Source organism: Kluyvera georgiana ATCC 51603, assembly GCF_001654985.1.
GTDB lineage: Bacteria > Pseudomonadota > Gammaproteobacteria > Enterobacterales > Enterobacteriaceae > Kluyvera > Kluyvera georgiana.
This window is the reverse complement of the sequence record NZ_LXEU01000037.1, coordinates 23,756-47,241: the sequence shown is the minus strand read 5'-3', so window position 1 is coordinate 47,241 and position 23,486 is coordinate 23,756. Positions and strand designations below refer to the sequence as shown.

Genomic DNA, 23,486 nt, shown 5'->3' with positions numbered 1-23,486 from the left:
AGCACCTGCCAGACGCTTTATTCGCGCGTCGGTGCTGATATACTCGCAGACAATAATGAAATAAGGAGCAGGAACACCCATGAATGCCGAAAAAGCTGCGGTAGCGCACAACGTTGACCACGAAGAGATCGCCAAATTCGAGGCCGTCGCGTCACGCTGGTGGGATCTGGAAGGCGAATTTAAGCCTTTGCACCGCATTAACCCGCTGCGTCTGGGCTATATCGCCGAACGTTCTGGCGGCCTGTTCGGTAAAAAGGTGCTCGATGTTGGCTGCGGCGGCGGCATTCTGGCCGAAAGCATGGCGCGTGAAGGCGCGACGGTCACCGGGTTAGATATGGGCTTTGAGCCGCTGCAGGTCGCGAAACTGCACTCACTGGAAACCGGCATTCCCGTCGAGTACGTCCAGGAGACGGTTGAAGAGCACGCTGCAAAGCATGCCGGTCAGTATGATGTGGTGACCTGCATGGAGATGCTCGAACACGTGCCGGACCCGCAGTCGGTGGTGAAAGCCTGCGCGCAGCTGGTAAAACCCGGCGGCCAGGTGTTCTTCTCTACTCTTAACCGTAACGGCAAGTCCTGGCTGATGGCGGTGGTCGGCGCGGAATACATTCTGCGCATGGTGCCGAAGGGGACGCACGATGTGAAGAAATTTATCAAGCCCGCCGAACTGCTGAGCTGGGTTGACCAGACCGTGCTGAAAGAGCGCCATATGATTGGTCTGCACTACAACCCAATCACCAACAGCTTCAAGCTGGCGCCGGGCGTTGACGTTAACTATATGCTGCACACCACGGCAAAAGCCGAATAAGCAGCCAACACGCTCTGTAGGCCGGATAAGACGCGTCAGCGTCGCCATCCGGCAATGATTCCGACAGCAATGCCTGATGGCGCTTCGCTTATCAGGCCTACCAATCATGAGTATTGTCACTACGACGAAATTGCGCTGCATCATTTGCGCAATTTCCCCCTTCGCCGAAGAAATCAGCACTCGATCAAATTTTCATTTTTTTTTGCATATTATTGACATCCCCGCCAGCCCTTACGCGCCGTGGACTTAGCGTTTTTTACGCTTTATCAACCTCAATTTAACGCCAAAATCAACCCTTGTACTCAAAAGAATCCAGACTAGAATACTCACCATATAGCGTTCAATTAATCAACGAACCCCTACATGTAGTATTTATCCACAGGTTTTACGACTACCGCAATTGTGGATAAATCGGGGGATATTTTCCTTTTCACGGACAGGTAAAAATCACATGAATCAGAGTCTGCTGGTGACGAAGCGTGACGGCCGCACAGAGCGCATTAACCTCGACAAAATTCATCGCGTGCTGGATTGGGCGGCGGAAGGGCTGCATAACGTGTCGATCTCTCAGGTCGAGCTGCGTTCACACATCCAGTTTTACGACGGAATTAAAACGTCTGACATTCATGAAACGATTATTAAGGCCGCTGCTGACCTGATCTCCCGTGAAGCGCCGGACTACCAGTACCTGGCCGCGCGTCTGGCGGTATTCCACCTGCGCAAAAAAGCCTACGGCCAGTTCGAGCCGCCGGCGCTGTTTGACCACGTGAAAAACATGGTTGACCTGGGTAAATACGACAATCATCTGCTGGAAGACTATACGGAAGAAGAGTTCAAGCAGATGGACTCGTTCATCGTTCACGACCGTGACATGACCTTCTCCTACGCTGCCGTTAAGCAGCTGGAAGGCAAATACCTGGTACAGAACCGCGTCACCGGCGAAATCTACGAGAGCGCCCAGTTCCTCTATATCCTGGTGGCGGCATGCCTGTTCTCTAACTACCCGCGTGAAACCCGTCTGAGCTACGTGAAGCGCTTCTACGATGCGGTTTCCACCTTCAAAATTTCGCTGCCGACGCCGATTATGTCCGGCGTGCGTACCCCAACCCGTCAGTTCAGCTCCTGCGTACTGATCGAGTGCGGCGACAGCCTGGATTCTATCAACGCCACCTCCAGCGCGATTGTGAAATACGTTTCCCAGCGCGCCGGTATCGGTATCAACGCCGGCCGCATTCGTGCGCTGGGTAGCCCGATTCGCGGCGGTGAAGCGTTCCACACCGGCTGTATCCCGTTCTACAAGCACTTCCAGACGGCGGTGAAATCCTGTTCTCAGGGCGGCGTACGCGGCGGTGCGGCAACGCTGTTCTATCCGATGTGGCATCTGGAAGTGGAAAGCCTGCTGGTGCTGAAAAACAACCGCGGCGTTGAAGGTAACCGCGTGCGTCACATGGACTACGGCGTACAGATCAACAAGCTGATGTACACCCGTCTGCTGAAAGGCGGCGACATCACCCTGTTCAGCCCGTCCGACGTCCCGGGGCTGTACGACGCGTTCTTCGCCGACCAGGATGAATTTGAGCGCCTGTACGTGAAATACGAAAACGACGACAGCATCCGTAAACAGCGCGTGAAAGCGGTCGACCTGTTCTCGTTGATGATGCAGGAACGTGCCTCTACCGGCCGTATCTACATTCAGAACGTTGACCACTGCAACACTCATAGCCCGTTCGACCCGGCCGTTGCACCGGTGCGCCAGTCTAACCTGTGCCTGGAAATCGCCCTGCCGACCAAACCGCTGGACGACGTTAATGACGAAAACGGCGAAATCGCCCTGTGTACGCTGTCGGCATTCAACCTGGGCGCCATCGGCAGCCTTGCTGAACTGGAAGAGCTGGCCGTGCTGGCCGTGCGTGCGCTGGACGCCCTGCTGGACTACCAGGACTACCCGATCAAAGCCGCACAGCGCGGTGCGATGGGCCGTCGTACGCTGGGTATCGGCGTTATCAACTTCGCCTACTGGCTGGCGAAAAACGGCAAGCGCTACTCCGACGGCAGCGCCAACAACCTGACCCACCAGACTTTCGAAGCCATTCAGTACTACCTGCTGAAGGCCTCTAACGAGCTGGCGAAAGAGCAAGGCGCGTGCCCGTGGTTCAACGAAACCACCTATGCCCAGGGTATCCTGCCGATCGACACCTACAAGAAAGACCTGGATGCGATTACCAACGAGCCGCTGCACCTCGACTGGGAAGCGCTGCGTGAGTCCATCAAGACCCACGGTCTGCGTAACTCCACGCTCTCCGCGCTGATGCCGTCCGAGACCTCTTCACAGATCTCCAACGCCACCAACGGCATTGAGCCGCCGCGCGGCTACGTGAGCATCAAAGCGTCGAAAGACGGTATTCTGCGTCAGGTCGTGCCGGACTATGAGCACCTGGGCAACGCCTACGAACTGCTGTGGGAAATGCCGAACAACGACGGCTACCTGCAGCTGGTCGGCATTATGCAGAAGTTTATCGACCAGGCGATCTCCGCCAACACCAACTATGACCCGACGCGCTTCCCGTCAGGCAAAGTACCGATGCAGCAGCTGCTCAAAGACCTGCTCACCGCCTATAAATTCGGCGTGAAGACCCTGTACTATCAAAACACCCGCGACGGTGCGGAAGATGCGCAGGACGATCTGGTGCCGTCCATTCAGGACGACGGCTGCGAAAGCGGCGCCTGTAAGATCTAATAATGATTGCCGGGCAGCGCTATGCTGACCCGGCCTTTGCTTTCCGTACCCACCTAAAACCCTATTTGGTGTACGGATTTATTTGCGATGATATTGTAAGCAGGTAAGTAAACGCCATCCGGCATTACTCTCCAGACAGGATTGACATCAATGGCATACACCACTTTTTCACAGACGAAAAACGATCAGCTCAAAGAGCCGATGTTCTTTGGCCAGCCGGTCAACGTGGCACGCTACGACCAGCAGAAATATGACATCTTCGAAAAGCTGATTGAAAAACAGCTCTCCTTCTTCTGGCGTCCGGAAGAAGTTGACGTGTCCCGCGACCGCATTGACTATCAGGCACTGCCGGAACACGAAAAGCACATTTTCATCAGCAACCTGAAGTATCAGACCCTGCTGGACTCCATCCAGGGCCGTAGCCCGAACGTAGCGCTGCTGCCGCTGATCTCGATTCCTGAGCTGGAAACCTGGGTGGAAACGTGGGCGTTCTCCGAAACGATCCACTCGCGCTCCTACACCCACATCATCCGCAACATCGTCAACGATCCGGCGGTGGTGTTTGATGATATCGTGACCAACGAACAGATTCAGAAACGCGCCGAAGGCATCTCCAGCTATTACGACGACCTGATCGAGATGACCAGCTACTGGCATCTGCTGGGCGAAGGCACCCACACCGTCAACGGCAAAACCGTGACCGTGAACCTGCGCGAGCTGAAGAAAAAGCTGTATATCTGCCTGATGAGCGTCAACGCGCTGGAAGCCATTCGCTTCTACGTCAGCTTTGCCTGCTCCTTCGCCTTCGCCGAGCGCGAGCTGATGGAAGGCAACGCCAAAATCATTCGTCTTATCGCTCGCGACGAAGCGCTGCACCTGACCGGCACTCAGCACATGCTGAACCTGCTGCGCAGCGGCGCGGATGACCCGGAAATGGCGGAAATTGCCGAAGAGTGCAAGCAAGAGTGCTACGACCTGTTCGTGCAGGCCGCCCAGCAGGAAAAAGAGTGGGCCGACTATCTGTTCCGCGATGGCTCAATGATTGGTCTGAACCGCGATATCCTGTGTCAGTACGTTGAGTACATCACCAATATCCGTATGCAGGCGGTGGGGCTGGATCTGCCGTTCCAGACGCGCTCTAACCCGATTCCGTGGATCAACACCTGGCTGGTTTCTGATAACGTGCAGGTTGCACCGCAGGAAGTGGAAGTCAGCTCTTATCTGGTTGGGCAGATTGACTCGGAAGTCGATACTGACGATCTCAGCAACTTCCAGCTTTGATATGAGCCGCGTTTTTCTGCGCATCACTGGCACACGGCTACTGTGCCAGGATGAACACCCTTCCCTGCTGGCAACGCTGGAGTCTCACAATGTTGAGGTGGAGTACCAGTGTCGCGAAGGTTACTGCGGTTCCTGCCGCACGCGGCTGGTCTCCGGTCAGGTTGACTGGTTGACCGAACCGCTGGCCTTTATTCAGCCGGACGAAATTTTGCCCTGCTGCTGCAGGGCAAAAGGCGATATCGAAATCGAGATGTAACGGTTAGTGCACTTCGTGTGCGCTAACTAACGGCATCGCGCCCCGGCGTTTCATCTGCGCGATATACAGCGCGCCCGCCAGCACCACCAGCACCGCACCGACCAGGTAAATCGCCCGGTAGCCTACCCCTTCCACCATCAGCCCCATCACAAATGCGCCAATCGCCAGCCCGGCATCCATCGCATTAAAGAACAGCGAGTTGGCGACGCCAATTTTATGCGGTTCAACCGAACTGATAATCTGCGTCTGGAAGATAGGCGTGACCGAACCATAACCGATGCCAATCAACGCGCCTGCGAGAATCATCGACACGCTGCCATGGGTATAGCCCAGCACTACCAGGCCAACGGTAAAAGCGAACAGACATGGATAGACCACATATTTCGGTCCCTTTTTGTCACACACATTGCCGGTAAACGCGCGGCAAATCATCAGAAACACCGCATAGCACAGCAGGAAATTACTGGCGGCGGCCATCAGGTCCAGCTCACGGGCATACAGCGCCAGGAAGGCAGAGACCCCAGCGTAGGAGAAGGTCATAAAGAAGGTGACCATGGCAAACGGCATCGCGGCTTTATCAAACATGGCGGAGAAGCCAAGCTTCGGCTGCGAACCGTCCGCATGACGAATGACTGGCGGTACACGTACCATCAACGACAACACAATGCCAATAGTCGCCACCGCCGTACACATCCAGAACGCCTGGCTGAACGCGCTATGGCGCGCCATGTTCAGACCAATCCACGGCCCCACGACCATCGCCAGACCCATTGCTAAAGAGAAAAAGCTGATGCCCTCCCCACGTCGGGAGGCGGGTATTAACCGTGCGGAGATAGTCCCTTTTACCGTCGTAATAATCCCGAAGGTTATTCCGTGCAGCACGCGAATAAACAGCAGCGCTTCAATAGAATGGCAAAATGGATACAGCGCGGTGACAACCAAAAACGCCAGAGAGGAAAGCACCAGAATCGTTTTATTCGAATATTTCCCCACCCACTGCCCGGCAAAGGGGCGCACGACAATCGCAGCGGCGAGGAAGCACGTGACCAACAGGCCGGCCTTATCGGCGGTGGCGTGCAGATTATCGGCTATATAAATCGGGAGTAACGTCAGGAGGACATAAAATACGAAGAAAATAATAAAGCTAATAATCGTGATGGCCCAAAAATCCTTAGTCCACAATTTTTCTTTCATTGATTTGCAACCTTGTCCCTACGGCGCGCGGCAATGCATTCACCTTAAATATATAAATTTAAGAATGCATCACCAATAAAAATAATCGCGTGCGTGATTTTGTGATTAAGTCCGTTGAAAAATAATAGGCATCGCTATTTAATTAGTAAAATTAATCATTTTAATAAGTTTAATTAGAGATATCTAATGACACTCACCCAAATCAACGCGCTGCTTACGGTACTGGAGTGCGGTGGATTCACCGAGGCCGGTAAACGCCTGTTTATGACGCAATCGGCGGTCAGCCAGGCTATTTCGGCGCTGGAAGAGGAGCTGGGGGTCGCTATTATGCTGCGCGAGCGGCGTAAAGCGATTTGCCTGACGCCCGCGGGCGAGCGTATCGTCGCTCACCTGCACCGGTTAATGAGCGAAGTTCACGCGGTGAAGGAAATTGCCGAACAGGAAAAAAAGACGCCGCAGCGTCTGCTCCGCATTGGTTGCTTCCCCAGTATTTGCGCCAGCGTGCTGCCCGCAGTGGTGCGCTACTTTGAGCAACATCATCCGAATATAAAAATTGTGCCTCACGAAGCGAACAGCGCGGAGATTATTGAGGCGATTCGCAATAATGATATCGACGCGGGTTTTGTGCATATTCCGGCAGAAGGCATGTTTGTCACCCCGATATATAAAGACCGGTTTACCGTGGTGGTCCCCGAGCATCACCCTTTTGCGGCGCAAAAGCAGGTCTCGCTCAGCGCACTGCGCGACGAGCCGCTTATTGTCAGTAAAGGGCGCTACGAAATGAGCATTATGTCGCTGTTTGCTGGTATGAATATGACACCGCAAATTAAGTACGAATTTAATCACCCCAGCACCGCAATGAGCTTTATCCATCAGGGGTTGGGCATCGCGCTTCTGCCAGAGCTGACGCTCAAAACGCTGGCCCAGCCGCTGCATTCGGTGCCGCTGGAGCCAGCCTTCTATCGCCAGATTTCCCTAATCGCCCGCGAGCCGCCAGTCGAGGGGAGCCCGTTGCAGCGGCTGCTCGCGTGCCTGCGCCAGTTGGCCCACGACGCAAGCCGGTAAGAAAGTCGATATATGCCGCAAAACGCGCGGTAATGCTTTCGATAAATGCTCGAATATGTTCGATATCAAACAATTTATATTGGCAATGTGACTTAATGTGCTTAAAACGAACATTGAGGACACAAAATGGACAGCGCCTCTGCACGTGACTTTGACGTCATTATTATCGGTGGCGGCGCCACTGGCGCCGGTATCGCCCGCGACTGCGCCCTGCGCGGCCTGAAGGCTGCGCTGGTTGAACGCTTTGATATCGCCACGGGGGCTACGGGGCGTAACCATGGCCTGCTGCACAGCGGCGCGCGCTATGCGGTCACCGACAGCGAATCAGCGCGCGAGTGTATCAGCGAAAACCAGATCCTGCGCCGTATTGCCCGCCACTGCATTGAGCCGACCAGCGGTCTGTTTATCACGCTACCGGAAGATGATCTCCAGTATCAACGCACCTTTATCAACGCCTGCCGCGCCGCGGGCATTGACGCGGAGGCGATCGACCCTGCTCAGGCCAGAAGCATGGAACCGTCGGTCAACCCCGCGTTAGTCGGCGCGGTACGCGTGCCAGACGGCACGGTAGACCCCTTCCGCCTGACCGCCGCCAATATGCTCGACGCGCGCGAACACGGAGCCACCGTTCTGACCGCTCATGAAGTGATGGGCCTTATCCGCCACGGCGATCGAATACAGGGCGTAAAGCTGCTGAATCACCATAGCGGTGAAATGTGCGAACTGCATGCGCCGGTGGTGGTTAACGCCGCCGGTATCTGGGGCCAGCGCATCGCGGAATATGCCGATTTACGCATCCGCATGTTCCCGGCCAAAGGATCGCTGCTGATCTTCGAAAGCCGGATGAACCAGCACGTGATCAACCGCTGTCGCCCACCGGCCGACGCCGATATTCTGGTGCCAGGCGACACTATTTCGCTGATTGGCACCACGTCGACGCACATTGATTATGCCGATATCGACCGCTGCCGCGTCACGCCTGACGAAGTAGATATTTTGATGCGTGAAGGAGAAAAACTCGCCCCGCGCATGGCCAGCACGCGTATTTTGCGCGCCTACTGCGGCGTACGTCCGCTGATTGCCAGCGATGACGATCCCAGCGGACGCAACGTTAGCCGCGGAATAGTGCTGCTGGACCACGCCGAACGCGACGGTCTGGAAGGGTTTATCACCATTACCGGCGGCAAACTGATGACCTATCGCCTGATGGCGGAATGGGCTACCGATGCCGTCTGCCGCAAGCTGAATCATCATCGTCCCTGCGTCACCGCCGACACGCCGTTGCCCGGGTCGCAGGAGTCCGCGGAAAAAACCTTGCAGCGCATGATTTCGCTGCCCGCGCCGCTGCGCGGCTCAGCGGTGTATCGCCATGGCGACCGCACCCCGGAGTGGCTGGGTAACAGCCGTCTGCATCGCAGCGTGGTGTGTGAATGCGAGGCGGTGACTGCGGGTGAAGTGCAGTACGCGGTGGAAAATCTGGCGGTCAATAATCTGCTGGATTTACGCCGCCGTACGCGGGTCGGCATGGGGACCTGCCAGGGAGAACTCTGCGCGTGCCGGGCGAGCGGGCTGCTGCATCGCTATAACGTCACCACCGCTGCACAGTCGCTGGAGCAGCTGTCCGATTTTCTCAACGAGCGCTGGAAAGGCGTGCAGCCTATTGCCTGGGGCGATGCGCTACGTGAAAGCGAGCTGACCCGCTGGGTGTATCAGGGGCTGTGCGGTTTAGACAAGGAGTCCCGTCATGAAATTTGATAGCGTGATTATCGGCGGTGGGCTGGCTGGTCTACTGTGCGGAATACGACTACAGCAGGCGGGGCTTCGCTGTGCGATCGTCACGCGCGGCCAGAGCGCGCTGCATTTTTCGTCCGGATCGCTGGACTTGCTCGGCGCCCTGCCCGACGGCCAACGGATCGATGACCCAACGACAGGGCTGGCCTTGCTGGCCGCGCAGTCGCCGCAGCATCCTTATTCCCGACTGGGCAGCGATAACGTGCTGCGCTATGCGCAGCAAACGCAGACGCTATTGAGCGATTGCGGTATCAAAATGCAGGGTCACGCAGCCCAGCCGCACCGACGCGTCACGCCGCTCGGCACGCTACGCCCCGCCTGGCTCAGCCCGGCAGAAGTGCCGGTCGCCCCGCTGGCGACAGGTTCACTTCGCGTGGTCGGTATCAGCGGCTTTCTGGATTTCCAGCCGCATCTGGCAGCGGAATCCCTGCAACAACAGGGGGTGACGGTTGATACCGCCGAAATCGATCTGCCAGAACTGGATGACCTGCGCGACAACCCCACCGAGTTTCGCGCCGCCAATATCGCCAGGGTACTGGATGAAAAAGCGCTCTGGCAACCGCTTTATGACGCATTACTGCCGCTCTGCGCGGGGCAGGATGCGCTGCTGCTGCCCGCCGTCTTTGGCCTGCGCGATACCGCACTGTTCGACTGGCTCAAGGCCAGCCTGCCCTGCGCGTTATTTCTGTTGCCTACGCTACCGCCCTCGGTGCCGGGCATGCGCCTGCACGCCGCGCTTCAGCGGCGGTTTGTCGCTCTCGGCGGTATCTGGATGGCGGGCGACGAGGTGGTACGCGTCAGCCACGTCGAGGGGGAGATTCAGGCTATCTGGACGCACAATCACGGCGATATACCGCTGCGCCCGCGCTTCGCCGTGCTGGCCAGCGGCAGCTTTTTCAGCAACGGCTTAACCGCCGGACGCGACGGAATTCGCGAGTCAGCGCTGGGGCTGGATATTATGCAACCCGCGCCGCGCGCCGCCTGGTATCGCGACGATTTTTTTGATCCGCAGCCGTGGCAACAGTCTGGCGTCATCGTCGATAACGCCTTGCGCCCCGCCTTACGCGGAAAAACCCTGTTAAACCTGTTCGCTATTGGTTCGGTATTGGGCGGCTACGACCCGATTGCGCAAGGCTGCGGCGGCGGCGTTTGTGCCGCGACCGCCCTGCATGCCGCCAAACAGATCATCGGCCTGGCGGGAGGTGACGCATGAGCCAGCAAAGTTTTGAAAACTGTATCAAATGCACCGTGTGCACCACCGTCTGCCCGGTGAGCCGCGTCAACCCGCGCTATCCCGGGCCAAAACAGGCGGGGCCGGACGGCGAGCGCCTGCGACGTAAAAACAGCGCGCTGTACGATGAAGCGCTCAAGTACTGCATCAACTGCAAGCGCTGCGAAGTGGCCTGCCCATCCGACGTGAAAATCGGCGATATTATCCAGCGCGCGCGCGCCGACTATAGCCAGCAAAAACCCGGCCTGCGCGATGCGATTCTTAGCCACACCGACCTGATGGGCAGCCTTTCCACGCCGTTTGCGCCCATCGTCAACGCCACCACCGGCCTGAAACCGGTACGCCAGTTGCTGGATACCGCGCTGAAAATAGACCATCGCCGCAACCTGCCAAAATATTCCTTCGGCACCTTCCGTCGCCGCTATCAGCGTATCGCCGCACGGCAAGCGCAGTATGCTGAACAGGTTGCCTTCTTTCACGGCTGTTACGTGAACTACAACCATCCGCAGTTGGGGTTCGATCTAATTAGCGTACTTAACGCGATGGGCGTGGGCGTGCAGCTGCTCAGCAAAGAGAAGTGCTGCGGCGTGCCGCTGATCGCTAACGGCTTCTTTGATAAAGCGCGGCGTCAGGCGCAAACCAACGTGGCTTCGCTGCGTGAAGCCATTGAGACACACCATCTGCCGGTGCTGGCGACCTCATCCACCTGCACGTTTACGCTACGTGATGAGTATCCGCATCTGCTGGAAGTTGATAATCACGACCTGCGCGACAGCATTGAGCTGGCGACGCGCTGGCTGTGGCGCAAGCTGGACGACGGCGCGGAGCTGCCGCTCAAATCATTGCCGCTGAAGGTGGTGTATCACACGCCGTGTCATATGGAGAAGATGGGCTGGTCGCTGTATACGCTGGAACTGCTGCGGCAAATTCCGGGGCTGGAGCTTCAGGTGCTCGAATCGCAATGCTGCGGTATTGCCGGAACCTATGGTTTCAAAAGCGAGAACTACCCGACATCGCAGGCGATAGGCGCGCCGCTGTTTGCCCAAATTGAGGCCAGCGGCGCGGATCTGGTGATCACCGATTGCGAGACCTGTAAATGGCAGATTGAGATGTCCACCAGCAAGCGATGCGAGCATCCGATTACACTGCTGGCCCGGGCGTTGGCCCGATAAGCTGCGCCCCAACGGTCCCCTCGCCCCTTTGGGGAGAGGGTTAGGGTGAGGGGAAATGGGCGGATTGGTTAACGCATGATTACCCTCACCCCGGCCCTCTCCCTGAAAGGGAGAGGGGGAAAACAACGCGCCATCGGGCGCTTACAGCACCAGCGAATCGACCACGTTAATCCAGCCATGCTCGCTGGCTACCGGCTTGCCGTGGAGCCAGCGACGCAGCATATTCAGCGCCATCATGGCGCAGACCTCCTGGCGTATCGCCAGGCCATGGCGGGTATTGCTGAACTTCACCTGTAGCGCATGGGTGCCTTCCGGCGTCGAGAGTGCAAAGTTAATGTGCTCGCTCTCCAGCCCGCTCACCGCCAGGGCCAGCCCGGCAAAGTGATTCACGCGGCGCTCGGCGGCCCAGCGTGCGGTTTGCGCCAGCGTTTCATCCTGCGGCGGCACCACTTCACTCGCCAGCAGAGGCGCATCGGCGCGAGAAAGCTGGAGCGCAATCAGGCCGCTGGTAAACTGCTCGCTTAGCGTCAGGCTCAGCTGTTTTTCTTTCAGCACGCGGGCCAGCTGCATAGGCAGCCCCTCAGTACCTTCAAAAATCAGGCTTTCCCCGGCCACTTTCTGCACCTCTGGCCACAGCGCCAGCATCGCCTCGCGATGTTCCGCAGGCCCGGTCAGCTTCAGCTCAATAATCGGCATAGAAGAACGGTAGCCCATGGTCACACCGGGTGGTAGATCGAGGTGCTGCAAACTTTGGGCGAGATCGCTTTCCGAGCGCCCAAACGTGGTTAAGCGCAGGCAAACCGGCGGCTCACCGACCGGGTAACGCTGACGAATGCGCGGTAAAATTTCATGTTCCACCATCACCTTAAATTCAGACGGTACGCCCGGCGTGAAGAACATCAGACAACGGTTGAGCTTAACGGCAAAACCGCAGGCGGTGCCAACCGGATTATCAATCAGTTCGGCGCTGGCGGGAATCTCGGCCTGCTTGCGATTGCTCGGCGCCATGACGCGGCCGCGCTCGCTGAAGAAACGCTCCATAAACGCCAGCCACTCCTCGTGCAGAATCAGCGACTCACCTTTCGCGGTCGCTGCCGCCAGGGCGCTGAGATCGTCGCTGGTCGGCCCCAGGCCACCATTGACGATGAGGATGTCAGCCTGCGTGCTACGCTCGCGCAGAATCGCCACTAAATCGTCCAGGTTATCCCCCACGGTATTGCGGCGGGACAACGGAATACCCTGCTGGAAACAAAAATCGGCAAGCCAGGCAGCGTTTGTATCGACGATCTGCCCCGATAAGACTTCGTCACCGGTGGACAGCATCTCTACCGTTATCATCACTTTCTCCAATAAAAAGAGGACGATTAACTATAACGCAAGCGAAGGATTTAAGAAGAGAAAACTGGCGCAGCGGACGCTGCGCCGGAGAAAATCAGAATGAAGCGCTGACGCCGACATACGGGCCATCGGCCACGGCGTTATCGCGGTTGCCGTCTTTACCCGCCAGGTTCAGGTAACGATAGCCCGCTTCAATGCTGATTGGACGCATAAGGGTGAAACGCGCGCCCGCATTGGCTTCGGTGTAGCTGTCGATGCCGCTGGAGAGGGAGTCCGGAGAGTAGTAGTATTCGCCAAACAGACGCAGGCTGTCGCCAATTTTCCACTGCAGGCCGCCGCCAACCGCTGCCGCATAGCCGGAATCACCATCGTTAGGGTCGGTATAAACCGCTTTACCACCAACGGTCGCCAGGAACGGACCCAGCGGGATATTCAGCCCCAGGCCCAGACCCGCGACGTCGCCGTCGTCGTCGTTGTGCGTCCAGTTACCGGTTAATGCCAGGCCCGACGTTTCGGTGCCAAGACCAAAGCCCAGGTTGGTATAATCTTTACCGGCCTGACCGTTAAAACTGATCGCACTCGCTGACGCAGAGACAAACATCAGCCCCGCCAGACTCAATAACACGCTCTTTTTCATCTTATTCCTTTCACGCAAAGCGAAAATAAACCCCATAACCCGCTGAATTGTACTGCGATACACGGCGGATTCAATGTAGGAAACGGACAATAATCACCGGGATTGTAACGAATTACTACCCATACATCTGCAATAATGATGTTTATTATTCACAAAATAACTGAAATTTATTATTGATGAAGATCACTGCGAGGCAACCCAAAGGCTCAGCTGGTGCCGCGAGACTTTTATCCCGCCGCGGGTCATCGCTTCCGGTAAACGCAGCCAACGGCAGGGCTGCTGAAAACCGGCCAATTTATCTTTTGCCCAGGCGGCCAGCTGCGGTAAATCCAGCGAGGGTTCGCCCTCCACCACCGCCACCGGGCGCTGACCAAATTCAGCGTCGTCCACCGGTACAACAAACACCTGATTCACCAAAGGATGCTGAACGATAACCCGCTCGACCTCTTCAGGCTGAATCCCTTCGCCGCCGCTGAAAAACAGATTATCCAGTCGGCCAATTACCCGCAACCGATCGTCATGCAGCTCGCCGCGATCGCGGGTAGCAAACCAGCCTTCGGCGTTAACTAACGGCGTTAAACGCCCATTGCGCCAATAGCCTGCCGCCATGCTGCTGGCCCGCAGCCAGATTTCGCCCTCCACCAGCCGCAGCTCCCGGCCCGGCAGCGGTGTGCCCACATCGTCCCCGCCGTTGGCCTCGCGCGCGCAAACGGTAGAGGCAAATTCGGTCAGACCGTAGCCGCAAAAGGTGCGGATTCCCCTGGCCGCCGCCTGTTCGGTCAGTTCGGCAGGAATCGCCGCACCGCCTAACAATACCGCCTTCAGGGACAGCGGTTGATTGTCGTTCAGCAGCCGCCACAGCTGCGTCGGCACCAACGAGGCATGGGTGCAATGCGCCAGCGCCTCGGCTAATGGACGTTCGCTGACCGCCATCTGCGCGCCCGCCAGCAGCCAGCGCCAGAGTATCCCTTGTCCTGAGACATGAAACAGCGGCAGCGACAGCAGCCAGCCGTCATTTTCGCCGAACGGTATCAGGCTCAATACCCCTTCCGCGCTCGCCAGATGCGCCGCACAGCGGTGTACGGCGGCCTTCGGTAACCCTGTCGAACCGGAGGTCAACGTCATTGATGCCAGACGATCCGCCTGCCACTCCACCTCGCGATACTCCTCCGCCTCTTGCAGGCTGAGTGGCGGGAGGCCGTAATGCGCTTGCGCATCGAGGTTCAGGATATGGCTAAGGGTGAGCGCCGGCAATAGTTCGCCAACCAGCGATGCAGGCAGGCGTGGGTTGAGCGGTAAAATCCGCGCACCGCACTGGAGCAGCGCCAGCCAGGCCAGCACCGCATCCGCGCTGTTACGCGCGCACAGCGCCACGCCATCCTCTGCCTTGACGCCCTGCGCCTGAAACCCGGCGGCGAGCCGATCGACGCGCTGACACAGCGTTGACCAGTTCAGGCTTTCATTATCAAAACGCAGCGCTATCTTCCCGTCACGTTGCGCGCACCAGTGTCGCCATGGCCAGGTTGCGAAAGTCACAGTAACGGCTCCATATCCTCAATCGCGCCACACGGCAGCGGGCTTTCCGGCCAGCAGCGAATCAGCTGCGTCTGCATCAGATCCAGCGTATCGAGGCCCGGAATTGTTTGCGGCGTCAGCCAGGCGGCAATGCGCGCCAGCTGGGTAAGCCCAAGGCTGGATTCGAGAGAAGAGCTGATGACCGCCGTCAGGCCAAGGGCATGCGCCGCATCGACCTGTTCTTTCACCCGCGCCAGGCTGCCGGTCAGCGTCGGCTTAATAACCACCGCCCGCACGCCCGGTTCAGCCGCAAAGCGAAAATCCGCTTCACGCAGGCTTTCGTCCCAGGCAATCGCGATGCCGGTTTCCCGGGCAAAGGCGCGCGAGTCGTCGCGGGTTTTACACGGTTCTTCGAGGAAGGCAATACGTGAACGGTTATCCGGATTAACGTATTTGGCGAACTGCTGGGCTTTCAGCGGCGTCCAGGCACGGTTGGCGTCAAGGCGCAGCGTCAGCTCAGGAACCGCTTCCAGCAGCAGGTTGACCACCATGCCGTCGCGTACCGCTTCGTACAGGCCAACTTTCACCTTCGCCACTTTCTCACCGGGCATATCGGCAAGCTTCAGCACCAGATCGTCAGGATCGCCGGTACAAAGCGGCGCCGCGCGATAGTCTGCCGCCAACGGCAGCGCATCGTTCACTTCCGCCAGCGCGCAGCTGATGCCAAACGCCACGGAAGGCACATCGGGCAGCGACAGATCATCGCCCTGCCGCCAGGCATCCACCCAGGCCAGCAGCGTCGACTGCGCCTCATCCAACGTTTCGCGGCTAAAGCCCGGCAGCGGGGAGATTTCTCCCCAGCCGTCCCGTTCGCCGTCACGCAGGTAGACGAATAACCCGTCGCGGGTTTTCAGCCGCCGTTCGCGCAGCACCACACCCGCGTCCATTGGAATCTGCCAGCGATAAACCTGCGCGCTACGCATTACGGATTCCGTTTGAATTTGCTAAAGTCAGGCTGACGCTTCTGGTTGAAGGCATTGCGGCCTTCCTGACCTTCTTCCGTCATGTAGAACAGCATGGTGGCGTTACCCGCCAGCTCCTGCAAACCGGCCTGGCCGTCACAGTCAGCGTTCAGTGCCGCTTTCAGGCAGCGCAGCGCCATCGGGCTGTTTTGCAGCATTTCGCGGCACCAGCGTACGGTCTCTTTTTCCAGATCCGCCAGCGGAACCACGGTGTTCACCAGGCCCATGTCCAGCGCCGCTTTGGCGTCGTACTGACGGCACAGGAACCAGATTTCACGCGCTTTTTTCTGCCCCACGATGCGCGCCATGTAAGACGCGCCCCAGCCGCCGTCGAAGGAGCCGACTTTCGGACCGGTCTGGCCGAAGATGGCGTTTTCCGCCGCAATGGTCAGGTCGCACATCATGTGCAGCACGTGGCCGCCGCCGATGGAGTAGCCAGCCACCATCGCCACCACCGGTTTCGGGCAGGTGCGAATCTGACGCTGGAAATCCAGTACGTTCAGGTGATGCACGCCGCTATCGTCCTGGTAGCCGCCGTAGTCACCGCGTACTTTCTGGTCACCGCCGGCGCAGAAGGCTTTATCGCCTTCGCCGGTTAAAATGATCGCGCCGATGTTGTCGTCATAGCGTGCGTCCGCCAGCGCCTGGATCATCTCTTTGACCGTCAGCGGACGAAACGCGTTGCGGACCTGCGGGCGATTGATGGTGATTTTAGCAATGCCGTCAGCCGATTTTTCATAACGAATGTCGGTAAAGCCTTCGGAACAGTCGTGCCACTCGGCAGGGGCGTACAGCATAGCTTCATCAGGATAAATCATAGCGATTCCTATAAGTTAGCAGGCAAAATCTGCGCCAGACACGCGACGACGCCTGCGGGATTTTCCCGGTGCGCGTTGTGTCCGGCATCACGAATAATATGGCAAGGCAGCGCCAGCGTTTCGGCAATCGCCTGAAACTTGCGGTCGTGCTCGCCACAGAGATACCAGAAAGGGAAAGTACGGGCTTGCAGCGCCGGACGCAGATCGTCCTGCCCCGCGAGAGAGGTGGCCAGCAGCATCGCCGCCAGACCAACGCCGTGGTTCTGCTGGCGTAGCGCCACCAGCGCATTGCGCTGTTCGTCGCTCAGGCTGGCGAACACCGGCTGCTGATACCAGTCGGCAAAGACCTCAGCCAGCGGCTGTTGGGCAAAACGCTGCGCCCACTGTCGGTCGTTGCGCCAGCGCTGCGCGCGCTCGGCGTCGTCGATCAGGCCAGGATGAGCGCCTTCGACGATAACGCCTGCCAGGCCGTCTGCCCGCGAGCGACACGCGAAGTGCATCGCCACCCGGCCGCCCAGCGAGTACCCCACCAGCCAGTAATTAAGTATGTTGTAACTAAGTAGCGTTGCCTTGAGCAACGCATCCAGGTCGGCGAAGCCGTCTACCTGCACGTTCGCCGAGCTACCATGCCCAGGGAGATCGACATACAGCCGGTTGGCACGCGTAAAGCGTTCACCCACTGGCCGCCATTCCCGATGGTCGCCGGAAAATCCGTGCAGAAACACCAGCCACGGCTGCGTGGGGTCGCCCCGCTCGGCGACGGCATGAAGAATCATAGATGACTCACCTGCGCCAACAGTTGTTGCAGCGTTTGCGCGCCGTCGGTGTCGTTAACCACCAGTTCAATGACCGTGGTGGCCGGCACACGCCAGGCGGCACCGAGCGCGGACTCCAGCGCCGCCCAGTCCTGCGGCTGATGGTAGTTCAGGCCAAACATTTTCGCCGCATGTTCAAAATGGACGTTCTGCGGCATGGCGTAGAAACGCTCGCGCTCCTCCACCGGCGTCGGCAGCAGCGAAAATATCTGCCCGCCGTTATTGTTGACCACAATCAGCACCAGCGGCGCGGAGACCTGACGCAGTAGCGCCAGCGCGTTAAGGTCGTAGAGCGCCGAAAGATCGCCGACGATCGCCAGCGTTGGCCGCGCGCTGCCGCGCTGCACGCCTGCCGCCGTCGAAATCAGCCCGTCAATCCCGCTGGCGCCGCGATTGCTATAAACCGGGTAGCCCGCAGGCAGTTGGCCTAAAGCGTCAATCAGGCGCACCACGAGGCTGTTGCCGACAAACAGCTGCCCTTGATCCGGCAGATAGCGGCGAATACGGTGTGCCAGCTGCGCCTCGCCGAAACGTTCGCGCTGAGCAGCCACCGCCTGCCAGGCCTGCGCGGAGAGCGCCGGAATAACCGTGGCCCACGGCGCACGCTTTTCAGCGGGATGCTTCTCCAGCCACTGCTCGATATTGCTGACCAGCCGACGCCCGCGATGGTGTGCCGGGTCCAGACGACCGGGGAGCGAGTCCACCAGCCAGTATTCGTCCGGCTCGCAGGCGAGCTGCCATTGCAGCACCCGTTTGCCGGTCAGGCTGCTGCCGATTTGCACCACCATCTGCGCCTGCTGCAGTTCGCTGACCGCCGCCGGATTACCCAGCCACAGATCGGCGCAGGGCAGCGGTTGCCCGGTTTGCGACAGCACGTCGCCAATCAGCGGCCAGCCCAGCGTTTTGGCCCATTCGGCGACGCGTTTGCCCTCTTCCGCGCTCATGCGCCCCGCCACCACCACGCCGCGCTTCTGCCGCCAGAAGAACCAGTCGCGCTGGACCGCGCTCTCCTGATGCAGCGCTTCGCGCAGCCAGGGTTTATCCCCCTGCCACCAGTCGCCCAGCGCCTGCTGCCAGTCCAGCCCGGTGTCATCCATATCGCCGTACAGCGGTTCCGCGAACGGGCAATTAATGTGCACGCCACCAGAATGCAGAGCACCCAGCGCATCATCCACCACCGATACCAGCCAGCGGGCCGGAATATCCTGGCTCGGGCGCGGTAGCGACACGGTCTGTGACGGATGTGAAGCAAACATTCCCGGCTGGCGAATCGCCTGATTCGCGCCGCAGTCAATCAGCTCCGGCGGGCGGTCGGCGGTCAGCAGAATAATTTTTTCGCCGGTCAACCCGGCTTCGATCAGCGCAGGATAGAGGTTGGCCACGGCGGTACCAGACGTGACGATAACGGCCACCGGCTGGCGGCTCACTTTCGCCAGGCCCAGAGCCAGATGGCCAAGGCCGCGCTCATCAAAATGGGTGTGATGAATAAAGGCGCGGTTTTCCGCCGCCGCAAGGGTGAGCGGCGTTGAACGCGACCCGGGGGCAATGCAAACGTGGCGCACGCCGTGACGGGTTAATGCTTCCAGAATCACCGCCGCCCAGCGTCGGTTAAATGCGCTTACTGACATGAATTTGTCCGGTATCAAATATTGCGACTCAGTATAAAGACTACGACAGCGTAGGATTTTGATATGAGTCGATAATGTTCTATTCAGAGAATAGCAATGAGCGCAGCCCCGCCGCTTTATTTTCGATTTCCTGCCACTCCTGCTCGGGATCGGAGCCTTCGACAATCCCGGCGCCCGCATACAGCCGCACGGTCTTGTCTTGCACCCTGGCTGAACGCAGCGCGACGCAAAACTCACTCTGCTGCCGCGAAAGATAGCCCGCGGAACCCGCGTACTCTTCACGGGTAAACGGTTCAAAATGGTCAATAAACGCCAGCGCCGCCGCTCTGGGCAGCCCGGCGACCGCTGCCGTCGGCTGAAGCTGGAGCAGGCACAGCGTGTCGTCCGGTTGCGTGAGCTCTGCCTGAATGCGACGGCGCAGATGCTGCACCTTGCGCAGGCGGACGATTTCCGCAGGCAGCACATCCAGCGCGTGCGTGACGTCCTGCAACCGCTGGCAGATATCGTCAACCACCAGACCGTTTTCCCGCTGGTTCTTATCGTCGTGCATCAGCCAATCGCCCAACCGCTGCGCGATGACCGGATCGTCATGCGCTGCCACCGTTCCGGCCAGCGCCTCGGTCAGCAGCTGCACGCCACGTCGCCGCCATAAACGTTCCGGCGATGACCCCAGAAACGCCCGGCGAGCGTCAAAGGCCATGTAGAAATGATAGCAAGAGAAATTGACCCGGCGACTGGCGGTCATCAGCGCACCGGCGTCCGGCGCATGGCTGAAAGTGAGGTCCGTCGCGCGCGCCAGCACCACTTTCGTGAACTCACCGTCGCGGATCGCCTGGGTTGCCTGCTGAATCAGCCGACACCAGCCCTCTTTGCCTGGACGATGGGTTTCGCTCTCCTGATGCAGCGAGAGTTCAGCAGAGGAATGATGGGCGCTGAGCGCCGCCAGACAGGCCCGCGCCCGCTCGGCGTCCTGTGCCAGCGAAGTCTCGCTCCACAGATTCAACCGCAGGGTGGCCCGGCCAGCTTCACGTCGCCATTCCAGACGCGGCAAAAACAGCGTGCCGCGTGTCGGTTCAAAGGCATTAACGCCACACACGCGGATGTCATCACGCGGCAGCGTAGCAAGAAAGGCATTCGCCTGCGCCAACGAGGAGAACGTGCACACGGTGTCCAGCGCGGCAATCTCTTCCTTGCCGCTGCGCTGCTGCCAGTAAAATTGTGGCCAGACCGCCTGACCGTTCAGCCAGGCGAGCGGGTCAAAGGCATCATTCAGAGGGAAAGCTGCTTCAAGGATTCGCATGCCGGGCAACGCGGGAAAATCGTCTGCCAGAAGCGCTGACAGGCGCTGCAACGCCGCTAAAATCGAACGCACGCCAACCTCCCTATCATAAAAACCACATAGTATAAGGGGTACTACCCGTAAATTGCAGTACCCACGATTAGGGAGTAAATAGACGCGAAGGCAATATCGCGCTGAAAATCAACGGACTTTGTCTTTTACTATAGCCGGGATTCGCGGTTATGCGTGCACCGCTTCGCGCGCCATACCCACGTGCGGAATGCCGTCCTCGTCATAAACGTCGGTGACGGTAACAAAGCCATACTGGGCGTAAAAATCGCGCAGATGCGCCTGTGCGCCAAGGTAGAGCGCCCGCTGCGGCCAGCGCTGCTGGCACGCGTCAACGGCCCGCGTCATAAGCTGATGGCCTAAACGTTCGCCGCGCACATCGGCGCTGACGATGACCCGGCCAATCACCACCGGCTCAATCTCTTCCTCGCTCACCAGAATTCGCGCGTAGGCCACCAGTCTGTCATCCTTCCAGCCCAGCAGATGACGGTTCTCGCCCAGCAGATCGTCACCGTCCACATCGAGGTACGGACAGGTTTGCTCCACCACAAACACTTCGCAGCGCAATTTCAGCAGCGCGTACAGCGCCGGAACGGCGAGTTCAGAATGGTGCAAATCTTGCCAGCGAATCATGGTAGGCTCCTTAGACCTTATTTTTACCGCCAGGGGCGCGGCACTATGCAATTGACTTTTTTAGGCACATCCGCGGGCGTGCCAACCCGTACCCGCAACGTAACAGCAATGCTGCTGAACCTGCAACATCCAACCCAACCCGGGCTGTGGCTTTTTGACTGCGGCGAAGGCACTCAGCACCAGCTGCTGCATACCCCGTTTAACCCCGGCAAGATCGAGCGTATTTTTATCAGCCACCTGCACGGCGACCACCTGTTTGGCCTGCCGGGGCTCATTTGCAGCCGCTCGATGGCCGGTAGCGCTCAGCCGCTGACGCTGTACGGCCCAACGGGGCTGAAAGAGTTTGTTGAAACGACGCTGCGCCTGAGTGGTTCATGGACCGACTTCCCGCTGACGATAGTAGAAATCAGCGCGGGCGAGATTCTCGACGACGGGCTGCGCAAAGTGACCGCCTACCCGCTAAATCATCCGGTAGAGTGCTATGGTTTTCGCGTTGAAGAACACGACAAACCCGGTGCGCTGGACACAAAACGGCTGATTGCCGACGGCGTCCCCTTCGGCCCGCTGTTCCAGAAGCTCAAAGCAGGCGAGCGCATTACGCTGGCGGATGGGCGTATCATCGACGGCACTCACTATCTCGCCCCGGCGACCCCCGGCAAAAAAATCGCCATTTTTGGCGATACCGCCCCCTGCGAAGCAGCGTTGGCGCTGGCCCGCGACGTTGATCTGATGGTCCACGAGGCCACGCTGGAAGCGGCGATGGCGGAGAAAGCCAATAGCCGCGGTCACTCCTCAAGCGAGCAGACCGCCCAACTGGCGCTGGCGGCCAACGCCAGGCGGCTGATTATCACTCACGTGAGTTCGCGCTACGATGCCGAAGGCTGTCGCCGTCTGCTGGCCGAGTGCCAGAGCCACTTTGCGAACTGCGAGCTGGCGGAGGATTTCGCCACCTTCACGCCAGAATAACGTTTTGCCTCAGCGTGCCGATAACTCAGCTAATAAGTTCACGCTGTATCATGCTGAGGGCACCATGGATAACTTCCAGAAAGAGATCGACGACAGGGCTAACCTGACCCTGTCCAACCGTTTTGAGCTGCTGCTGTTCCGCCTGGGCAAAGCCTCGCAGAGCGAGGCTTCAGAGCTGTACGGCATCAACGTCTTTAAGCTGCGCGAAATTGTCCCGATGCCGAGCTTCACCCGCCCCGCGGGTATTAAGCCGCCGCTGATGGGGATGGTGAATATTCGCGATCAGATCATCCCGGTTATCGACCTCGCCGCCGTCACGGGGTGCACCCCGAGCAACGGACTGAATATTCTGCTGATTACCGAATACGCCCGCAGCGTGCAGGCGTTCGCCGTGGAATCGGTTGAGAACATCACCCGCCTCGACTGGACGCAGATCCACACCGCCGAGAAAGCGGTCAATGGTAAGTACATCACCAGCATCGCCTGCCTCGACGACCATCAGGAGAGCAACAACCTGGCCATGGTTATCGACGTGGAGCAAATTCTGTATGACATCACCCCGTCAAACCACGATCTGCACGCCAAAGCGCTCAATCCGCGTAAGTTCAACATTAAGCCGGGGGCAACGGCGATTGTCGCTGAAGACTCGAAAGTGGCGCGCGCGATGCTGGAAAAAGGGCTCAAGGCTATGGATATCCCCGCACAGCTGCACGTCACCGGCAAAGAAGCGTGGGAGAAAATTGAGCTGATCGCCCAGCAGGCAGCGCAGGAAGGGGTTCCGGTGAGCGACAAAATCGCCCTGGTGCTAACCGACCTCGAGATGCCGGAGATGGACGGTTTTACCCTCACCCGCAAGATCAAAACTGACCCGCGTCTGCGTAATATCCCGGTGGTGATCCACTCTTCTCTATCGGGCAACGCTAACGAAGATCACATCCGCAAGGTTAACGCCGATGGCTACGTCGCCAAGTTTGAGATTAACGAGCTGGCCTCGGTGATTGAGCAAGTGCTCAATAAATATGGCAATAAGAGCGACGCTGCGCTGCATTCAGTAAGGTGATCCTCCCTGTGGCTACGCGCTCTGTTGCGTAGCCAGCCCTCACCACCATCTGCCGAAATGATCACGGTCACAAAACGCAGTCATCATTTTTGGCATGCGATCAATCCCCTTCGCACAACAGATACTTGTTAAAGCCATGTTGCAACTGACTTCATAAAATTGTTAACGCTG

Annotated in this window: 20 protein-coding genes; 10 read left to right on the top strand and 10 right to left on the bottom strand. The window is 58.5% G+C overall.

What is annotated here, in order from left to right:
• Nucleotides 1-79: 79 nt before the first annotated feature.
• From ubiG to yfaE, 4 genes are all read left to right on the top strand, one after another.
• Nucleotides 80-808: a bifunctional 2-polyprenyl-6-hydroxyphenol methylase/3-demethylubiquinol 3-O-methyltransferase UbiG gene (ubiG, locus tag M989_RS07830; RefSeq protein WP_064543999.1), complete on the top strand. Its 729-nt coding sequence runs from the start codon at nucleotides 80-82 to the stop codon at nucleotides 806-808.
• Nucleotides 809-1,259: 451 nt separating this feature from the next.
• Nucleotides 1,260-3,545: a class 1a ribonucleoside-diphosphate reductase subunit alpha gene (gene nrdA / locus M989_RS07825; RefSeq protein ID WP_064543997.1), complete on the top strand. Its 2,286-nt coding sequence runs from the start codon at nucleotides 1,260-1,262 to the stop codon at nucleotides 3,543-3,545.
• A gap of 150 nt (nucleotides 3,546-3,695) precedes the next feature.
• Nucleotides 3,696-4,826 carry a class Ia ribonucleoside-diphosphate reductase subunit beta gene (gene nrdB / locus M989_RS07820; RefSeq protein WP_064543994.1) on the top strand — a complete coding sequence of 377 codons (1,131 nt, stop codon included), beginning with the start codon at nucleotides 3,696-3,698 and terminating at the stop codon, nucleotides 4,824-4,826.
• A 1-nt stretch (nucleotide 4,827) separates the two neighbouring features.
• The gene (gene yfaE, locus M989_RS07815; RefSeq protein ID WP_064543992.1) at nucleotides 4,828-5,082 is read left to right on the top strand and encodes a class I ribonucleotide reductase maintenance protein YfaE; all 255 of its coding nucleotides are present in this window, start codon (nucleotides 4,828-4,830) and stop codon (nucleotides 5,080-5,082) included.
• Nucleotides 5,083-5,085: 3 nt separating this feature from the next.
• Here yfaE and M989_RS07810 read toward each other — a convergent pair whose 3' ends face one another.
• Nucleotides 5,086-6,276 (bottom strand): MFS transporter, encoded by a 1,191-nt coding sequence (locus M989_RS07810; RefSeq protein WP_064543990.1) that lies wholly within the window; start codon nucleotides 6,274-6,276, stop codon nucleotides 5,086-5,088.
• Nucleotides 6,277-6,462: 186 nt separating this feature from the next.
• Between M989_RS07810 and M989_RS07805 the strand changes: the two genes are divergently transcribed.
• The 4 genes from M989_RS07805 (at nucleotide 6,463) to glpC (ending at nucleotide 11,535) form a co-directional block, all read left to right on the top strand.
• A complete protein-coding gene (locus M989_RS07805) occupies nucleotides 6,463-7,341 on the top strand; it encodes a LysR family transcriptional regulator (protein ID WP_064543988.1) in 879 nt (292 codons plus the stop codon).
• A 126-nt stretch (nucleotides 7,342-7,467) separates the two neighbouring features.
• A complete protein-coding gene (gene glpA / locus M989_RS07800; RefSeq protein ID WP_064543986.1) occupies nucleotides 7,468-9,096 on the top strand; it encodes an anaerobic glycerol-3-phosphate dehydrogenase subunit A in 1,629 nt (542 codons plus the stop codon).
• On the top strand, nucleotides 9,086-10,345 hold the full coding sequence (glpB, locus tag M989_RS07795; RefSeq protein ID WP_064543985.1) for a glycerol-3-phosphate dehydrogenase subunit GlpB: 1,260 nt from the start codon (nucleotides 9,086-9,088) through the stop codon (nucleotides 10,343-10,345). The genes glpA and glpB overlap by 11 nt, the downstream gene beginning before the upstream one ends.
• Nucleotides 10,342-11,535 carry an anaerobic glycerol-3-phosphate dehydrogenase subunit GlpC gene (gene glpC / locus M989_RS07790; RefSeq protein WP_064543983.1) on the top strand — a complete coding sequence of 398 codons (1,194 nt, stop codon included), beginning with the start codon at nucleotides 10,342-10,344 and terminating at the stop codon, nucleotides 11,533-11,535. Before glpB ends, glpC begins: the two co-directional genes overlap by 4 nt.
• A 141-nt stretch (nucleotides 11,536-11,676) precedes the next feature.
• Here glpC and M989_RS07785 read toward each other — a convergent pair whose 3' ends face one another.
• The 9 genes from M989_RS07785 to M989_RS07745 form a co-directional block, all read right to left on the bottom strand.
• Nucleotides 11,677-12,873 (bottom strand): nicotinamide mononucleotide deamidase-related protein YfaY, encoded by a 1,197-nt coding sequence (locus M989_RS07785; RefSeq protein ID WP_064543981.1) that lies wholly within the window; start codon nucleotides 12,871-12,873, stop codon nucleotides 11,677-11,679.
• 94 nt (nucleotides 12,874-12,967) lie between these two features.
• Nucleotides 12,968-13,510, bottom strand: a complete 543-nt coding sequence (locus M989_RS07780) for a YfaZ family outer membrane protein (protein ID WP_064543979.1) — start codon at nucleotides 13,508-13,510, stop codon at nucleotides 12,968-12,970.
• Nucleotides 13,511-13,693: 183 nt separating this feature from the next.
• The gene (gene menE / locus M989_RS07775) at nucleotides 13,694-15,046 is read right to left on the bottom strand and encodes an o-succinylbenzoate--CoA ligase (protein WP_064543977.1); all 1,353 of its coding nucleotides are present in this window, start codon (nucleotides 15,044-15,046) and stop codon (nucleotides 13,694-13,696) included.
• On the bottom strand, nucleotides 15,043-16,008 hold the full coding sequence (gene menC, locus M989_RS07770) for an o-succinylbenzoate synthase (RefSeq protein ID WP_064543975.1): 966 nt from the start codon (nucleotides 16,006-16,008) through the stop codon (nucleotides 15,043-15,045). Before menC ends, menE begins: the two co-directional genes overlap by 4 nt.
• Complete coding sequence (gene menB / locus M989_RS07765; protein ID WP_064543973.1) at nucleotides 16,008-16,865, bottom strand: 1,4-dihydroxy-2-naphthoyl-CoA synthase; 858 nt, start codon at nucleotides 16,863-16,865, stop codon at nucleotides 16,008-16,010. The genes menC and menB overlap by 1 nt, the downstream gene beginning before the upstream one ends.
• Before the next feature lie 8 nt (nucleotides 16,866-16,873).
• Entirely contained in the window at nucleotides 16,874-17,641 is a 768-nt protein-coding gene (gene menH / locus M989_RS07760) for a 2-succinyl-6-hydroxy-2,4-cyclohexadiene-1-carboxylate synthase (protein ID WP_064543971.1), read from the bottom strand.
• Nucleotides 17,638-19,308: a 2-succinyl-5-enolpyruvyl-6-hydroxy-3-cyclohexene-1-carboxylic-acid synthase gene (menD, locus tag M989_RS07755; RefSeq protein ID WP_064543969.1), complete on the bottom strand. Its 1,671-nt coding sequence runs from the start codon at nucleotides 19,306-19,308 to the stop codon at nucleotides 17,638-17,640. The genes menH and menD overlap by 4 nt, the downstream gene beginning before the upstream one ends.
• A 79-nt stretch (nucleotides 19,309-19,387) precedes the next feature.
• Nucleotides 19,388-20,680, bottom strand: a complete 1,293-nt coding sequence (menF, locus tag M989_RS07750; RefSeq protein WP_064543967.1) for an isochorismate synthase MenF — start codon at nucleotides 20,678-20,680, stop codon at nucleotides 19,388-19,390.
• Between the two features lie 147 nt (nucleotides 20,681-20,827).
• Nucleotides 20,828-21,289 (bottom strand): GNAT family N-acetyltransferase, encoded by a 462-nt coding sequence (locus tag M989_RS07745; protein WP_064543965.1) that lies wholly within the window; start codon nucleotides 21,287-21,289, stop codon nucleotides 20,828-20,830.
• Nucleotides 21,290-21,334: 45 nt separating this feature from the next.
• Between M989_RS07745 and rnz the strand changes: the two genes are divergently transcribed.
• Nucleotides 21,335-22,255: a ribonuclease Z gene (gene rnz / locus M989_RS07740; protein ID WP_064543963.1), complete on the top strand. Its 921-nt coding sequence runs from the start codon at nucleotides 21,335-21,337 to the stop codon at nucleotides 22,253-22,255.
• Nucleotides 22,256-22,319: 64 nt separating this feature from the next.
• Nucleotides 22,320-23,315 carry a chemotaxis protein gene (locus tag M989_RS07735; protein ID WP_064544072.1) on the top strand — a complete coding sequence of 332 codons (996 nt, stop codon included), beginning with the start codon at nucleotides 22,320-22,322 and terminating at the stop codon, nucleotides 23,313-23,315.
• The last annotated feature ends 171 nt before the right edge of the window (nucleotides 23,316-23,486 follow it).

Excerpts from the sequence above, each read along its gene's own strand:
- ubiG (WP_064543999.1), top strand. The coding sequence starts at position 80 with ATGAATGCCGAAAAAGCTGCGGTAGCGCACAACGTTGACCACGAAGAG.
- nrdA (WP_064543997.1), top strand. The coding sequence starts at position 1,260 with ATGAATCAGAGTCTGCTGGTGACGAAGCGTGACGGCCGCACAGAGCGC.
- nrdB (WP_064543994.1), top strand. The coding sequence starts at position 3,696 with ATGGCATACACCACTTTTTCACAGACGAAAAACGATCAGCTCAAAGAG.
- yfaE (WP_064543992.1), top strand. The coding sequence starts at position 4,828 with ATGAGCCGCGTTTTTCTGCGCATCACTGGCACACGGCTACTGTGCCAG.
- M989_RS07810 (WP_064543990.1), bottom strand. The coding sequence starts at position 6,276 with ATGAAAGAAAAATTGTGGACTAAGGATTTTTGGGCCATCACGATTATT.
- M989_RS07805 (WP_064543988.1), top strand. The coding sequence starts at position 6,463 with ATGACACTCACCCAAATCAACGCGCTGCTTACGGTACTGGAGTGCGGT.
- glpA (WP_064543986.1), top strand. The coding sequence starts at position 7,468 with ATGGACAGCGCCTCTGCACGTGACTTTGACGTCATTATTATCGGTGGC.
- glpB (WP_064543985.1), top strand. The coding sequence starts at position 9,086 with ATGAAATTTGATAGCGTGATTATCGGCGGTGGGCTGGCTGGTCTACTG.
- glpC (WP_064543983.1), top strand. The coding sequence starts at position 10,342 with ATGAGCCAGCAAAGTTTTGAAAACTGTATCAAATGCACCGTGTGCACC.
- M989_RS07785 (WP_064543981.1), bottom strand. The coding sequence starts at position 12,873 with ATGATAACGGTAGAGATGCTGTCCACCGGTGACGAAGTCTTATCGGGG.
- M989_RS07780 (WP_064543979.1), bottom strand. The coding sequence starts at position 13,510 with ATGAAAAAGAGCGTGTTATTGAGTCTGGCGGGGCTGATGTTTGTCTCT.
- menC (WP_064543975.1), bottom strand. The coding sequence starts at position 16,008 with ATGCGTAGCGCGCAGGTTTATCGCTGGCAGATTCCAATGGACGCGGGT.
- menB (WP_064543973.1), bottom strand. The coding sequence starts at position 16,865 with ATGATTTATCCTGATGAAGCTATGCTGTACGCCCCTGCCGAGTGGCAC.
- menH (WP_064543971.1), bottom strand. The coding sequence starts at position 17,641 with ATGATTCTTCATGCCGTCGCCGAGCGGGGCGACCCCACGCAGCCGTGG.
- menD (WP_064543969.1), bottom strand. The coding sequence starts at position 19,308 with ATGTCAGTAAGCGCATTTAACCGACGCTGGGCGGCGGTGATTCTGGAA.
- M989_RS07745 (WP_064543965.1), bottom strand. The coding sequence starts at position 21,289 with ATGATTCGCTGGCAAGATTTGCACCATTCTGAACTCGCCGTTCCGGCG.
- rnz (WP_064543963.1), top strand. The coding sequence starts at position 21,335 with ATGCAATTGACTTTTTTAGGCACATCCGCGGGCGTGCCAACCCGTACC.
- M989_RS07735 (WP_064544072.1), top strand. The coding sequence starts at position 22,320 with ATGGATAACTTCCAGAAAGAGATCGACGACAGGGCTAACCTGACCCTG.